Annotated in this window: 10 protein-coding genes; all 10 read left to right on the top strand. The window is 62.6% G+C overall.

All coding sequences use genetic code 11. From position 1 onward, the window contains the following. Positions 1-11: 11 nt before the first annotated feature. Positions 12-1,283, top strand: a complete 1,272-nt coding sequence (locus AC07X6_RS18155) for a glutamate-5-semialdehyde dehydrogenase (RefSeq protein ID WP_494791913.1) — start codon at positions 12-14, stop codon at positions 1,281-1,283. Positions 1,284-1,367: 84 nt separating this feature from the next. After that, the gene (locus AC07X6_RS18150) at positions 1,368-1,805 is read left to right on the top strand and encodes a CopD family protein (protein ID WP_076565768.1); all 438 of its coding nucleotides are present in this window, start codon (positions 1,368-1,370) and stop codon (positions 1,803-1,805) included. Positions 1,806-1,815: 10 nt separating this feature from the next. Further along, positions 1,816-2,430, top strand: coding sequence for a 2-hydroxychromene-2-carboxylate isomerase (locus tag AC07X6_RS18145; RefSeq protein WP_494791912.1), 615 nt, complete (start codon positions 1,816-1,818; stop codon positions 2,428-2,430). 122 nt (positions 2,431-2,552) lie between these two features. Continuing rightward, positions 2,553-3,758 (top strand): THUMP domain-containing class I SAM-dependent RNA methyltransferase, encoded by a 1,206-nt coding sequence (locus AC07X6_RS18140; protein ID WP_442908040.1) that lies wholly within the window; start codon positions 2,553-2,555, stop codon positions 3,756-3,758. 74 nt (positions 3,759-3,832) lie between these two features. Then, positions 3,833-5,113, top strand: a complete 1,281-nt coding sequence (locus AC07X6_RS18135) for a multidrug effflux MFS transporter (protein WP_494791911.1) — start codon at positions 3,833-3,835, stop codon at positions 5,111-5,113. Positions 5,114-5,316: 203 nt separating this feature from the next. Then, positions 5,317-7,470 carry an HDOD domain-containing protein gene (locus AC07X6_RS18130; protein WP_494791910.1) on the top strand — a complete coding sequence of 718 codons (2,154 nt, stop codon included), beginning with the start codon at positions 5,317-5,319 and terminating at the stop codon, positions 7,468-7,470. 5 nt (positions 7,471-7,475) lie between these two features. Then, on the top strand, positions 7,476-9,680 hold the full coding sequence (locus tag AC07X6_RS18125) for an EAL domain-containing response regulator (RefSeq protein WP_230539152.1): 2,205 nt from the start codon (positions 7,476-7,478) through the stop codon (positions 9,678-9,680). Between the two features lie 3 nt (positions 9,681-9,683). Beyond that, the gene (locus AC07X6_RS18120; RefSeq protein ID WP_494791909.1) at positions 9,684-11,273 is read left to right on the top strand and encodes an SEL1-like repeat protein; all 1,590 of its coding nucleotides are present in this window, start codon (positions 9,684-9,686) and stop codon (positions 11,271-11,273) included. Between the two features lie 181 nt (positions 11,274-11,454). Next, entirely contained in the window at positions 11,455-12,159 is a 705-nt protein-coding gene (locus AC07X6_RS18115) for a DUF4197 domain-containing protein (protein WP_494791908.1), read from the top strand. A gap of 425 nt (positions 12,160-12,584) precedes the next feature. Beyond that, positions 12,585-15,446: a YjbH domain-containing protein gene (locus tag AC07X6_RS18110; protein ID WP_494791907.1), complete on the top strand. Its 2,862-nt coding sequence runs from the start codon at positions 12,585-12,587 to the stop codon at positions 15,444-15,446. Positions 15,447-15,450: the final 4 nt, after the last annotated feature.

Here is a 15,450-nt window from a genome sequence, read left to right as displayed (position 1 = left end):
TGGATACGAGCATGGACATCACAGAATATATGCAGGACGTGGGCACGCGCGCGCGCGCCGCTTCGCGCGCCATGGCGCGCGCCGACAGCGCCACGCGCAACCGCGCCTTGAGCCTGATCGCCGCCGCCATCGTGCGCGATGCCGATCTGCTGCGCGCGGCCAACCAGCGCGACCTCGATGCGGCGGCCGCCGCCGGCCTGGCGCCGGCCATGCTCGACCGCCTGACCCTGTCCGATGCCGCCATTGCCACCATGGTCGAAGGCTTGACGCAGATCGTGTCGCTGGCCGATCCGATCGGCGAAATCTCGAACATGAAGTTCCGCCCGACGGGCATTCAGGTGGGGCAGATGCGCGTGCCGCTGGGCGTCATCGGCATCATCTATGAAGCGCGTCCGAACGTGACGGTGGACGCGGCCGGCCTGTGCATCAAGAGCGGCAACGCGACGATCTTGCGCGGCGGCTCGGAAGCGATTCATTGCAACCGCGCGCTGGCCAAGCTGGTGGCGGAGGGCTTGCTGGGAGCAGGTCTTCCGGCCGATGCCGTGCAAGTGATCGACACCACCGACCGCGCCGCCGTCGGCGCCCTCATCACCATGCCGCAATACGTGGACGTCATCGTGCCGCGCGGCGGCAAGGGCCTGATCGCACGCCTGATGGCCGAGGCCACCGTGCCGATGATCAAGCACCTCGATGGCATCTGCCACGTCTACATCGATGCCAAGGCCGATATCCGGAAGGCGATCGATATCGGCTTCAACGCGAAGTGCCACCGCTACGGCACCTGCAACACCATGGAAACCTTGCTGGTGTCGCGCGCCATTGCCGCTACCGTGCTGCCGCAGCTGGCCGAACTGTACCTGACCAAACAGGTGGAACTGCGCGCCGATCCGGAAAGCCATGCGATCCTGGCCGCCGCCGCTTATCCGCATCTGGTAGCTGCCACCGAGGAAGACTGGTCCACCGAATACCTGGCGGCGATCCTGTCGGTGAAAGTGGTCGACGGCATCGACGAAGCGATGGATCACATCAACCGGTACTCATCGAAGCACACGGAATCCATCATCACGGAAGACTACAGCGATGCGCTGCGCTTCCTGCGCGAAGTCGATTCCGCCTCGGTGATGGTGAACGCGTCGACGCGTTTCGCCGACGGCTTCGAATACGGCCTGGGGGCCGAGATTGGCATCTCGAACGACAAGCTGCACGCGCGTGGTCCGGTGGGACTGGAAGGCCTGACCTCGCTCAAGTACGTGGTCTTTGGCCACGGCGAAGTACGCAAGTAGGCATCGTAGGTAGTACGTCTTCGCGGGCGGCCCACAAGGCGGCCCGCGCTCTCATTTCTGTAGCTCTCTGACACTGGGAATCCCATGCTCTTTCTCTGGACCAAAGCCTTCCACATCATCTTCGTCATGTCCTGGTTTGCCGGCCTGTTTTATTTGCCGCGCATCTTCGTGAACCTGGCGATGGAGACGGAAACGGTGGCCACCGAACGCCTGCTGCTGATGGCGCGCAAGCTGTACCGCTTCATGTCCCTGCTGGCGCTGCCGGCGATGGTGCTGGGACTGGCGTTGATGTGGATGCTGTACGGTGGAGGCGAGGGCCGCATGAAGATGCCGGGCTGGATGCACGCCAAGCTGACGTTCGTGGTGCTGCTGCTCGGCTATCACCACGCCTGCGGTTCCATCCTGCGCAAGTTTGAAAAAGGTCTCAACAAGCGCAGCCACACCTGGTTCCGCTGGTTTAATGAAGTGCCGGTGCTGATGCTGCTGGCCGTCGTCGTGCTGGTCGTGGTCAAGCCTTTCTAAGGGAGTCGTGATGAGTGCAAGCCAGAACAAAGTCGTGCAATATTTCTTTGCGCCCCACTCGCCATGGACCTACCTGGGGCACGCGCGCCTGATGGCCATCGCCGCTAAGACGGGCGCACAGATCGACGTGCGCCCCTTCGACCTGGGCAAGGTCTTCAGCGTCTCGGGCGGCCTGCCGCTGGCCAAGCGCGCGCCGCAGCGTCAGGCGTATCGCCTGGCCGAGCTGGCGCGCTGGTCGGCCTTTTTGCAAGTGCCCTTGAATCTGCAGCCGAAGTTCTTCCCCGTCTCGCCGGAAGCGGCGGCCAAGCTGATCATCGCCACGCGCCTGGCGCACGGCGTGGAAGCGTCGCTGAATCTGGCGCACGCCATCATGCGCGGCCTGTGGGCCGAAGAGCGCAACATCGGCGACGAGGAAACCCTGGTGCAGATCGCCCTCGACGCGGGTTTCGAAGGCCGCCAGTTGCTGAAAACGTCGGAGACGGCCAGCGTGCAGGCCGAATACGATGCCAACACCGAGGCAGCTACCGCCGCCAGCGTCTTCGGCTCGCCGTGGTACATCGTCGATGGCGAAGGGTTTTGGGGCCAGGACAGGCTCGATTTTGTCGAGCGGGCGCTGGAGAAGTAGTTTTTAGAGAGTAGTTAGTAACCCCAAGAGCAGAACTGGGGTCGTACCCTGAGGGTACGACCCCGGCCTTTTTTTGGGTTTTCATTGAACGTGTTTTTCAACGGATAAAAGGTATCCTAATTATGGCTTCATATTTTTGCCCATGCCCGCGCGGCATGGAAGCGGCGCTGGCCGAGGAACTGGGCGAGATCGCCCAGGATAGTGCGACCATGAAGGTCCACAACCAGGTGCCGGGCGGCGTGCATTGCTCGGGCGACCTGCTGGACTCTTACCGCATCAACCTGCATTCGCGCATCGCTTCGCGCGTGCTGATGCGCATGGCCCATTCCGGCTACAAGACGGAAAACGACATTTATGACCTGACCCTGGCGCAAGCCTGGGAAGACTGGTTCGGCGTGCACCACACCATTCGCGTTGACGTCACGGCCGTGAAATCGCCGCTGCGCAGCCTGGAATTCACGACACTGAAAATCAAGGACGCGATCTGCGACCGCTTCCGCGACCAGTTCAACGAGCGTCCATCGGTCAACACCAAGACGCCGGACATGCGCATCGTCGGCTTCCTCGACGCGCACACGTTCACCGTCTACCTCGATACCTCGGGCGAAGCGCTGTTCAAGCGCGGCTGGCGTGAAGAGACGGGCGACGCGCCGTTGCGCGAAAACCTGGCCGCCGGCTTGCTGCGCGTGTCGGGCTGGAAGCCTGGCATGGTGCTGTTCGATCCCATGTGTGGTTCCGGCACCATCCTGGCCGAAGCGGCGCAGATGCTGCAGGGCATTCCGCCGGGCGCGTCGCGCCAGTTCGCGTTCGAAAACTTCCACGACTTCGATCCCGCGCCGTGGAATGCCATGAAAAACGCCATCAAGGTCAATCCGCTGCCGGCCGAACCGACCATTTTCGGCAGCGACATTTCGGGTGACATGGTCGCCATGACGCGCCATAACCTGCGCTGCGCGGGCGTGCGCTTCGACGTGCCGCTGAAACAGATCGAGGCGCAGGAAGTCAAGCCGCCAAGCGACGTGCCGGGCATCATGCTGACCAACCCGCCGTACGGCGAGCGTATCGGCGTGCGCGGCGACAGCACCATCCCGGAAGATGAATTGTCGACGTCGTTCTATTCGGCCATGGGCACGACCCTGAAGCAGCGCTTCGCTGGCTGGACCGTGTTCCTGTTCACGGCCGACCTGGGCTTGCCCAAGCTGCTGCGTCTGAAGGAAGCGCGCAAGACGCCATTCTTCAACGGCGCGCTGGAATGCCGTCTGTTCCGCTTCGATATGGTGGCGGGATACAACCGCCGTGAAGAAGCGAAACCTAAACCACAGCAGTAAGCGTTCACTGCAAGACCCCCGCAGTAACCCCGCGCGCGGACCAATACAGGTCCGCGCGCCACTTTGGATCCGCCATGTTTCCCACCCCTCCGGCCGATGTGCCGCCCGATCCGGTCACGCCCGTTCCGCCTCCCACGCCCAGTCACATGGCGCCTTTGAGCCGCGGTGCGCTGGCGATGATGCTGGCCGGCCTGTCGATGCTCGGCCCCCTGTCGATCGACACCTATCTGCCTGCCTTTGGCGCGATCCAGGGTTCGCTGCAGGCGTCGCCGCTGGAAGTGCAGCAGTCGCTGACGTTCTACATGCTGGCCTTTGCCGGCATGGTGCTGTGGCATGGCGCGATCTCGGACACCTTCGGCCGGCGCAACGTCATTCTCGTGTCCCTGCTGATGTTTGCCATCGGCTCGCTCGGCTGCGCCTCGGCGCACACGGTGCACTACCTGTGGTTCTTCCGCATCATGCAGGGCGTCTCGGCCGGCGCCGGCGTGGTGATCAGCCGCGCCATCATCCGCGACCTGTATGCCGATGCGGCGGCGGCGCGGCTGCTGTCGCTGGTGACGATGATCTTTTCCATCGCCCCGGCCGTGGCGCCGATTCTCGGCGGCTGGATCGTCATCTGGTTCGACTGGCGCTCGATCTTCCTGTTCCTCGCCTTTTACACGGTGGTGCTGCTGGCGTTCTGCTACTGGCGCCTGCCCGAAACCCTGCCGATTGAAAAGCGCCAGCCCTTCAATCCCCGCTTCCTGGCGTCGAGCTATGGCCAGATCCTGCGCTCGCCCCTGTTCCACATCAAGGCCGGCATCGTCGCCCTCAATTTCGCGGGCCTGTTCCTGTTCATCACGGCCGCGCCGGAAATGCTGCCCAAGCAACTGGGCCTGGGGCCATCGCAATTCGGCTGGCTGTTCATCCCGTGCGTGAGCGGCATCTTCATGGGCGCCGCGGCGGCCAACCGCATCGCCGGCAAGGTCACTTTCGCGCGCCAGATCGGCATCGGTTTTGCCTTCCTGCTGTGCGCCGCCTGCGTCAATGTCGTGTATCACCTGTTCTTGCCGCCGTCGCTGCCCTGGTCGGTACTGCCCCTGTTTTTCTACACCTTCGGCATGTCGCTGGTGGGGCCGGGCGCGACCCTGCTGGCGCTCGATCTGTTCCCGCATATCCGCGGTACCGTCGCTTCCTGCCAGTCGTTTGCCAGTACCTTGCTGGGCGCCGTGGTGGCTGGCGTGATTTCGCCGCTGCTGTCCGGTTCCGTGCTGTGGCTGGCCTCCGGGCAGCTGGCGTTTACGGGGCTGGCACTGGCTCTGTGGCTGCTATCGCGGCGCTTCCGCCACCGTTTGCTGGGTTCCTTCAAGGCATAAGTTTCCATCGCAGAACGCTGGATTTATTTCAACTTAATTTTCTATATTGCAAGTAATATCCGGCGCTTATGATAAGATGACTTTTTTTCCCGGCATCCTCTCAGGCGATATTTTTTTGGTTACAGGAGTGGAGGATTCCTCTGAACGTGGCCGCGCTTCGCTGCTAAGCGCTCATCCTTTTCGAACCGGCAATGCCTGATACGATGCATCAATCTGATCAAGATATTCGCAATCGCCTGCTGATTGCCCGCCTGCCGGCCATGCCGCAGATTCTCATCAAGCTGATCGCCCACCTGCAGGCCGACGATGCCGGCATGCCGGAGCTGGCCGCCCTGATCGCCAAGGATGCCGGCATGACCAGCAAGATCCTCGGCGTGGCCAACAGCTCGGCCTACCATCGCCAGGGCAAGGTCGCCAGTCTGGAACAGTCGCTCGTGTCGCTGGGCACGGACATGATCAAGACGCTGGTCATCAGCGAATCCGTTTTCCAGACTTTTAACAGCTTCCCCCATTCCGGCAGCACGGATTTGCGCGCCTTCTGGAAAAGCTCGCTGTCGGCCGCCGTCATGGCGCGCGCGCTGGCCAAGGCCATGGCCTATCCGCACGTCGAGGAAGCGTATCTGGCGGGCTTGCTGCATAACGTGGGCCGCCTGGCCTTGCTGGCCACGGCGCCAAAGGAATATGCGTTCAATTTTACGGCGCGCGACGATGCAGCCCTGTGCGCGGTGGAGCTGCGCACCTTGCAGATTACGCATGCCGAAGCGGGCGCCTGGCTGATCGAGCGCTGGCATCTCGATTCCTTCCTGGCCGACAGCGTGCTGTATCACCATGAACCGTTGGCGCGCCTGGAAGCGAGCCATCCCTTGATCCGCATCGTGCGCCTGGCGCACCTGCTGTGCTGCCATGCCGACGATGCGGAGTCGATTACGCAGGCGGCAAGCCTGTGCGCGCTGGACGTCGAGGTACTGGAAGAGCTGGCCGGCAGCGTGGCGCGCCAGGTGGCGCAGGCCGCGCAGCACCTGGGCATCGACCTGGCCGGCGCGGACGATGTCGCCACGCCGCCCGCGTATGCGCCGCCAGCCGTCGATCCGGTGCAGCAGCGTCTGTCCGACGAAGTACGCAACATGGTGCTGGTGTCCGAGGTGGGCCAGACCTTTGCCCGGCAAGAGGGCGAGAGCAGCCTGCTCGAAGCCATCACGCGCTCGGCGCGCATCCTGTTCGATTTCGATACGGCCGTCATCCTGCTGCAAAACCCCACCGGTCATGCACTGGTGGGCGTGGCGGCGGGCGAACATCAGCAGCGCCTGGCCGGCTTTTCGATCCCGCTGGCCAAGGGCGGTCCGCTGGCCGCCTCCGCACTGGAGTGCCAGTTGGCGTTCCTGAAACGCGACATGCCCGCGCTGGGCATCGTCGAGGAGCAGCTGTTCCGCATTCTTGGTACCGACAGCCTGGTCTGCGTACCTTTGGTGTCGGGCCAGCGCAGCCTGGGCGTCTTGATTGGCGGCGTGGCGGCCTGGCAGATTCCCGCCTGCCAGAAGCGCGAGGGGTTCTTGCGCGCGTATGCCAACCAGGCCGCCATGGCACTGGAAGCGGCCATCAGCGCGCGCGGCCTGGCACGGCGCCAGCTCGATCACGTGACCGAGGAATACCGCGCCGCGTCGCGCCGCGTCGTGCATGAAGTGAATAACCCGCTGTCCATCATCAAGAACTATCTGAGCGTACTCGATCACAAGCTGGAGAAACAGGAGCCGGTCAGCAGCGAGATGGCTATCCTGAACGAGGAAATCGACCGCGTCGGCCAGCTGATCGGCGGCCTGGCCGATCTGCAGCCGGCGGCCGCCAGCGGCGTCACCGATTGCGCGCGCGTCGTCGACGATGTGCTGCGCCTGTTCCGTGCCACCGACTTCCTGCCGCCGAAGATCGAGGTGGTCACGCGCATGCAGGACGCGCCATGCGAGGTGGAGGCCGATGCCGGCATGCTCAAGCAAATCCTGCTCAACCTGCTGAAAAACGCCGTCGAAGCCTTGCCCGATGGCGGGCGCATCGAAGTGGCGAACCGTGGCCACGTCAACCGCGACCGTCGCCTGTATCTGGAACTGTGCGTCAGCGACAATGGCGCCGGCCTGGCGCCGGAAGTGCTGGCCAATCTGTTTTCCCCTGTACGCAGCAGCAAGGACGGGGCGCATCACGGCCTGGGCTTGTCCATCGTGCATGACCTGGTCACGCGCCTGCATGGCGTGATCGGCTGCCGCAGCAGCAAGTCGGGCACCTCGTTTGAAATCCTGCTGCCCATTCCCTTGCCGACGAGCGCTGCAGCCGCGCTGCCCGCGCCCGGTAATACCGCCTTGTCTTCGTAACGTCCATGAACTCCTCCGCCATTCCATTTGACCTGGAAAACAGCCCGCGCATCCTGCTGGTCGACGACGAACCCCGTCTGCTCGCTTCCCTCCACGAATTGCTGAAGGACCGGGGCTACCAGCTGTACACGGCCACCTGCGGCAGCGAGGCGCTGGCGCAGTTGTCGAAGCTGCGTTTCGACCTGATCCTGCTCGATTTGCGCCTGCCCGACATGAGCGGCCATGAAATCATGGACCACATCAACCGGCGCGGCATCGAGGGCGACGTGATCGTCATGAGCGGCGACGTCGGTATCGAGGCGGCCATCGGTGCCCTGAAACGCGGCGCCTATGACTATTTGCGCAAGCCATACAGCCGTGAAGAGCTGCTCAAGACGGTGGAGAACGCGCTGCAAAAGCGCAAGCTGGCGCTGGAGAACGAGCGCATCGCGCTGCAGCTGGAAAACTCGGAAAAGATGTACCGCTACCTGGTCGACAGCTCGCCCGACATCATCTATACCCTGAACCACGAAGGCCGCATCACCTTCATCAACGACAGGGTGCACCAGTTGCTGGGCTTTAGCCGCGAAGAGCTGATCGGCAGCCATTATTCCATCCTCGTGCACGATGAAGACCAGGAGCGGGCGCGCTATGCCTTCAATGAACGCCGCCTCGACGAGCGCGCTTCGCGCAATGTGGAATTGCGCCTGAAGTGCCATAGTGGCAGCGGCAGCGACCGTACCTTCAACAACACGCTGATGACGGTTCCGCTCAATTCGATCGGCATGCACAACCTCGATCACGAGGCCCGCAAGCAGGAATACTTCGGTACCTACGGCGTGGCGCGCGACATCACCGACCGCAAGCGCGCCGAAGAAGTCATTTCCTACCAGGCCTACCACGATATCCTGACGGACCTGCCGAACCGCATGCTGTTCAAGGATCGCCTGGGCCTGGCCGTGATCCAGGCGCGCCGCAAGCTGACGGAACTGGCCGTGATGTTCATCGACCTGGACCGCTTCAAGCTGGTCAACGATACCCTGGGCCACGTGAAGGGCGATGAGTTGCTGCAGCAGGTGGCGCTGCGCCTCAAGGATTGCCTGCGCCGCGGCGACACGCTGGCGCGCCAGGGCGGCGATGAATTCACCATCGTGCTGCCGGAACTGCGCGACCGCCAGGATGCGCGCCTGATCGCCGACAAATTCCTCGAATGCCTGCACCAGCCCTTCGACCTCGATGGCAACCAGGTGCATATCTCGGCCTCCATCGGCATCGCCATCTATCCGGGCGACGGCGAGACCATCGACGAGCTGCTGCGCCACGCCGATATCGCCATGTACCAGGTCAAGGCGCTGGGCAAGAACGGCCACAGTTTTTATCACGAGTCCATGCTCGACGTATCGCACCAGAAGATCGCCCTCGAACAGAGCCTGCGCAAGGCGCTGGAGCTGAACCAGCTGGAGATGTATTACCAGCCGCAGGTGGACGTGATGACGGGCCGCATCGTTGGCGCCGAAGGGTTGATGCGCTGGAACCACCCGCAGCGCGGCTTGCTGACGGCCGGCGAATTTTTGCCGTTCGCCGAGGAAAACGGCTTGATGCTGCCGATCTCGGACTGGATGCTGGGCGCCCTGTGCCGCGACCTGGTGCAGTGGAACGCGGCTGGTGGCGAGGCCGTGCGCCTGTCGCTCAATCTGTCGCCGCAATACCTGGACCGGGGCGACTTTTTCGAGAAGATGCGCGGCGCGCTGACGCGCTATGGCATCGCGCCGGAAAAGATCGAAGTGGAGATCACGGAAAACATCTGCATCCGCAACCCGCAATATGCGATCGAGCAGTTGAACAAGCTGTGCCAGCTGGGCGTGTCGGTCGCCATCGACGATTTCGGCACCGGCTATTCGTCGCTGTCGTACCTGCACCGCTTCCCCATCCACACCATCAAGATCGACCAGTCGTTTGTGAAGGAAATTCACGACGAGCAGGGACACTATCCCGTCATCCTGGCCATCATTTCGATTGCGCGTGGACTGGGCTTGCACCTGATTGCCGAAGGCGTGGAAACGGAAGGCCAGGCGCGTTACCTGCAGGACAAGGGCTGCACCACGATGCAGGGCTATCTGTACCACCGGCCCATTTCGCTGGGCAGCTTCATCGGTGTGCTGCAGGAGCAGAATCGCCTGATCGCCGATGCGGCTCCCGCAGCGTCCCGGACGCTGGCCATCGAGGCCTGACCCATGCCGCTCGCCGCTCCCCGTTCTACGGCTGCGCATTCCACGGCCGCTCATTACACGGCTGATTTCCTGCGCCTGAAGGGCCTGGCCGAGAAGGGCAATGCGAATGCCCAGCACAGTCTCGGCTTCATGCATTTCAATGGCCAGGGTATCGAGCAAAGCTATGCGCTGGCGCTGCACTGGTATGGCCTGGCCGCCGCGCAGGGGCTCGAACACGCGCAGTACAACCTGGGCGTGATGTGCCAGAAGGGGCAGGGCGTGGCGCAGGATTTTGCGCAGGCCGCGCACTGGTATCAGAAGGCGGCCGAACAGGGTTACGCGGCGGCGCAGTACAACCTGGGTTGGCTGTATGCCAAGGGCCAGGGTCTTGCGCAAGATAGTGCGCAAGCCATGCTGTGGTTCAGCCGCGCGGCGGAACAGGGCGACGCGGGTGCGCAAAATAATCTGGGCATGATGTATGACAATGGCAAGGGCGTGCCGCAGGATTTCGTGCAAGCTATCAATTGGTACCGCAAGGCGGCGGAACAGGGCTATGCGCGCGCCCAGTTCAACCTGGGCTTGCGCTACGACAATGGCCAAGGCGTGCGGCAGGATCGCCAGCAGGCGACCGCCTGGATGCGCAAGGCGGCCGAACAAGGCTATGCGCCGGCCCAGTTCAACCTGGCGCTGCGCTATGAAAATGGCGACGTGCTGCCGCAGGACAGCCGGCAGGCGATCGCCTGGTACCGGCGCGCGGCCGAGCAGGGCCACGCCAGTTCGCAGTTCAACCTGGGCCTGATCTACGACAATGGCCAGGGCGTGCCCTGCGATAAACAGGCGGCGCTTGCGTGGTATGTGAAGGCGGCTGGCCAGGGGCACGCGGCGGCCCAGCACAATCTGGGCCTGCACCATGAGCATGGCGCGCAGGACTATACCCGGGCGCAGGTGTTTTACCGCCAGGCGGCAGGGCAGGGCTTCCCCGCCGCGCAGTATCAGCTGGGACTGTTGTACGAGCATGGGCAGGGCATGCCTGCCGATGCGCAGGAAGCCATCTTCTGGTACCGCAAGGCGGCCGACCAGGGGCATGTGCGGGCCCAGTTCGACCTGGGCCTGCGCTACGAACATGGCCAGGGCGTGCCGCAGGATCTGTCGCTGGCGCTGGAGTGGTACCGCCGCGCCGCCGAGCAGGATTACGCACCGGCGCAATACATGCAGGGAGTGTTGCATGACCGCGACGATGGCCCGGCGCCCGATAGCCAGCAGGCTTGCGCCTGCTATTGCCGCGCCGCCGCGCAGGGCCACAGCCTGGCGCAGTTCGCGCTGGGCCTGCGGCATGACAATGGCCAGGATGTGCCGCAGGATTATGCCGCCGCCTGGGACTGGTATGCGCTGGCCGCGCGCCAGGGCCATGCGCGGGCACAAATGAATCTGGGCTTGATGGCGGCCAGCGGCCAGGGTGGCCCGCTCGATTTGCAGCAGGCGTATATCTGGCTGTCGATGGCGCTGGCGGCCGGCGTGGCCGGTGCGGAAAAATCCTTGCGCCAGACGACGGCGCGCATGCGCGAGACGGATCTGGCGCGGGTGCGCGAACAGCTGGCGGCGATAGCAGACTAAGCTATGCCGCCGGCATTAACGTGCGCGAATACAACAGCAAGTGCTGTATAGTCCCTTTCCTCCGCCATCTGCGGTCCCCCTTGTTTCCCCTCAGACGCCAAAAAATGCTGCAGTATTCGCGGTTTTGATGTGCTAAGGTGCCAGAAGAAGGTGGTCTGACTATTCTTTAAAAAGGAAAACCATGCGCCTGAACCCTTTCCCTGGCCGTCCCGCCGCCATCCTGTGCGCGCTGGCGCTGCTGTCGTCCGGCGCAGGCGCCGCCAATCCCCTGGATGCTCTCAGCAACCAGGATGCCAGCAATGGCTTGAAGGCGGCGCTGGAAGCCGGTTCGGCCGCCGCCGTTGCCAAGTTGGGCATCGAAAATGGTTTCCTGAACAACGACAAGGTCAAAATCAAGCTGCCCGGCATCCTGGAGCAAGCCAAACCCTTGCTGAAAATGACGGGCCGCGGCCAGCAGCTGGATGATCTGGTGGTGTCGATGAACCGTGCCGCCGAGTCGGCTGTGCCCATGGCCAAGCCCTTGTTGCTCGACGCGGTCAAATCGATGAGCGTGACCGATGCAAAGAATATCCTGTCCGGTGGCGACACGTCGGTGACGGACTTTTTCCGCCAGAAGACCTCTGCCCCCCTGGCCGTCAAATTCTTGCCCATCGTAAAATCCGTGACCGACCGTTCCGGCCTGGCCAGCAAATACAACAGCACCATGAGCCAGATCGGCAAGACGGGACTCGTGCCGCAGCAGCAGTCGACGGTGGAAGGCTACGTCACGGACCGTGCGCTCGATGGCCTGTACCTGATGATCGGTGAGGAAGAAAAAGCCATCCGTAGTAATCCGTTGGCCTACGGCAGCAAGATTATCGGCAAAGTGTTTGGCAGTTTGAAGTGATTGTTCCGGCGTGCCACCGTGCCACAGGCGGTGTTTGCGCCGCGTAGATAGGTGTGGCGCAAGGGAAACAAGTTAAGCATTTGCTACAAGAAAACAATGTTAAAATTCTGCGACATACATTCCTGAGGCATGATTAAGCAACGATTTGATGCACGGGTGTGCCCAGTTTTAGTGGCGAACTGATGCGTGGCATTGCAACATGCCCGTCGGTTGGCCTTTTTTCGTTTCATTCACGTTTCCCCAAGCTCATTGATTTTCTGAATACATTCTCAGGAATTCCAGGTGCAGGATATTTTAGGTAGCCGGATTTGTTAAGCGTACTCAGAAAATCAATCAAATATACCTGGTGTGGCTGTCTGGTGCTTGGCGCGCCGTCGGCGATGGCCGCGACTCCGAATCATGGTGGTCAATCCGGGTATATCAACATGCCCAGTGCCGTGGTGGAAACGGACGGCACCTTCAGCGTCGGCTACAGCTATGACAGCCCGTATGGCCAGTTATGGGCCACGGCGAATATTCTGCCTTTCCTGCAGATGACGGGACGTTATGTGTCGATCACGGGCATTCCCGGTTTTACCAATGTGCCCGGAGAATATGGCAGTGGCTATGGCCGCTACAAGGATAAGGTCGTCGACGGTAAATTGCGCCTGTGGACGGAAACGGAGTGGATGCCGTCTGTCGCCGTCGGCATGACGGACTTGTTCGGTACCGAGTTGTTCAAGGGCCAATATGTGGTTGCCACCAAGACTTTTGGCGCCAGCAAGAATATCGAAGCGAGCCTGGGCTATGCCAATAAACGCCCGGACGGCGTGTTTGCCGGCGCGCGCTGGACCCCAACGGCATTGCCGCGCTGGTCGGTGGTGGCCGAATACGATACCACCAATTACTTGCGCGACTTCCGCGCCAGCGAAACGGATGCGGGCAAGCGCCGCAAAGGCGCGTCCGTGGGCCTGGAGTACCGCTGGGGCTGGCTTGCCGTGCAAGCGGCACGCAGCCGCGACCAGTTCAGCCTGAATGCCTTTATCAGCATTCCGTTTGGCGAGCGCGAGTTTGTCCCCAAGGTGTATGAGCCAGCGTATTTCGTGGACGACAAGAATCCGCCACCGCTGCCGAGCAAGGAAGAATGGCACCGCGACCCCGTGTATGGCGCCGACCTGGTTAATGCCCTGGTAAAGCAGGACTACAAGAATATCCGTGTCGAGCAAGAGGGCAATGTTCTCAGCCTGAGCCTGACGAACAGCCGTATTTCGAACATGGGCCGCGCCGTTGGCCGTGCCGCGCGCACTGCTGTCGCCTTCACGCCGAAGGGCGTGACGACCCTGCGCATCACGTATACCAAGCTGGACCAGCCAGTCGCCACTTACGAATTCTTTGATTTGCCCAAACTGAATGACTATTTGGCAGGCAAGATCGACCGCAAGGCCTTCCTCGACGTCGTGCTGCTGCGCTATCCGGAGAAAAGCGATGTCATCCGGGACGACCAGCAAGGCTGGCTGCAGGAATTCCTCGACAAGCCGGCGCCTGTCGTGGCCGCTGCACCGGCACCTGCCATGGCACCTGCTGGCGTTGTGCCGACTGCGCCTGCCGTGTCCGCGCCGGTTGCCAGCAAGGCTGCCGATGTCATCAAGGACGACGGCAAGCTGGCCGTCGGCGTTGGCGTCGATGGCGACGTGGTGCAAATCAAATCGCTGGACCGGGAGGCGAACCGCTTCAAGGTCGCTCCCAAGGTAGGCTTCTTCTTCAACGACCCGAGCGGCGCCTTCCGCTATTCGATTTCGGCCGTGGCCAATTACGACCGCCGCCTGGGCGACGGCCTGTACCTGAATAGCGCCGCCAGCCTGCAGTTGCTGGAAACGGTATCGGGCGTCAAGCAGCCATCGAACAGTAACTTGCCGCACGTGCGTACCGATATCGCGGAATACTTGCGCGGCGGACGTTTCTCGCTGAGCCGCGTCTTGCTGAATAAATACAACAATCCCGCCGAGCGCGTATATACCCGCATGTCGGCCGGCCTGTATGAAGACATGTTCCGTGGTGTGGGCGGCCAGGTGCTGTACCTGCCGAAGGATAGCCGCTGGGCGGCCGACGTGGCCGTCGATGCCTTGCAGCAGCGTGGTTACAAAGGCTTGCTCGATTCGCGCGACTACAAGACGGTAACGGCGATCGGCTCGCTGCACTATCGCTTGCCGCACGACATTACCGTCACGGCACGCGCTGGCCGGTTCCTTGCCAAAGATACGGGCGTGCGCATGGAATTCAAGCGCCGCTTCCAGTCCGGTATCGAAGTCGGCGCCTGGTACACGCATACCAACGGCAACGATATCACCAGCCCCGGTACGCCATCGAAGCCATACCAGGACCGTGGCATCTTCATGTCCGTACCGCTGAACAGCATGTTGCCGATGGACACGCAATCGACGGCCGGTTTCGCCATCGCCCCATGGACACGCGACGTGGGACAGATGGTGGCTTCGCCGGGCGACCTGTACGACATGTTCGAGCGTCCGCGCGCCGACATGCACAGTTACGATGGCCTGGGTAACTTTGCCGAGCGCCCGGACGAACAGCACCTGCCTGCCGTCAATCCGCCGGACCGGCCTTTTGTCAGCCCATGGCCCGCCATGCGCGCGCGCCTGGAGCAATCCGCATCTGCTACGCCGAGCGCCCCTGAATGGCTCAAGGCGACGGCGGTGGTCGGCGGCGTGGTGGTGGCCTCCGCGCTGGCCGACAAACCGGTGGACCGTTTCGTGAAGAAACATGAAGATTCCAAGGTCTACCGCAACTGGGACAAGCTGGGCAAGGCCATGCCGTATGCGGCAGTGGGCGCCGCCGCCGCCGCTTTCGCCCTGGGCGATGAGCGCATGCAAAATACGGGACTCATTTCCCTGCAATCGGTTGCTGCGGCAACGGGCGTGGCGGTGGCTGGCAAATATGCGTTTGGCCGCGCCCGTCCGGAGGAAGACCGCGGAGCGTGGAGCCGCGTCGGCAGCGGTACGTCCCGCTCGAACTCCGCGTTCCCTTCCGCGCATGCCGCCATCGGCTTTGCCGCCGTGACGCCGTTTGCCAAGGAATACGATGCGCCATGGCTGTACAGCGTGGCCGCCGTCGGTTCCGCCGGCCGCGTATTTGGCCGCAAGCACTGGGTGTCCGATACGGTCGCCGGTGGCATCGTCGGTTACGCCATGGGTAGCTGGCTGTGGCACGCGCAGCGCGACCAGAGCAAATCGGGGTTGTCGATCAATCCCGGACCGAAAGAAATCAGCGTGACCTGGCAGGGCAAGTATTAAGCGC

It is taken from the genome of Janthinobacterium sp. GW460-12-1-14-LB5, assembly GCF_059423585.1.
The sequence above is the reverse complement of the archived record's forward strand: the minus strand, read 5'-3'. Positions and strand labels throughout refer to the sequence as shown.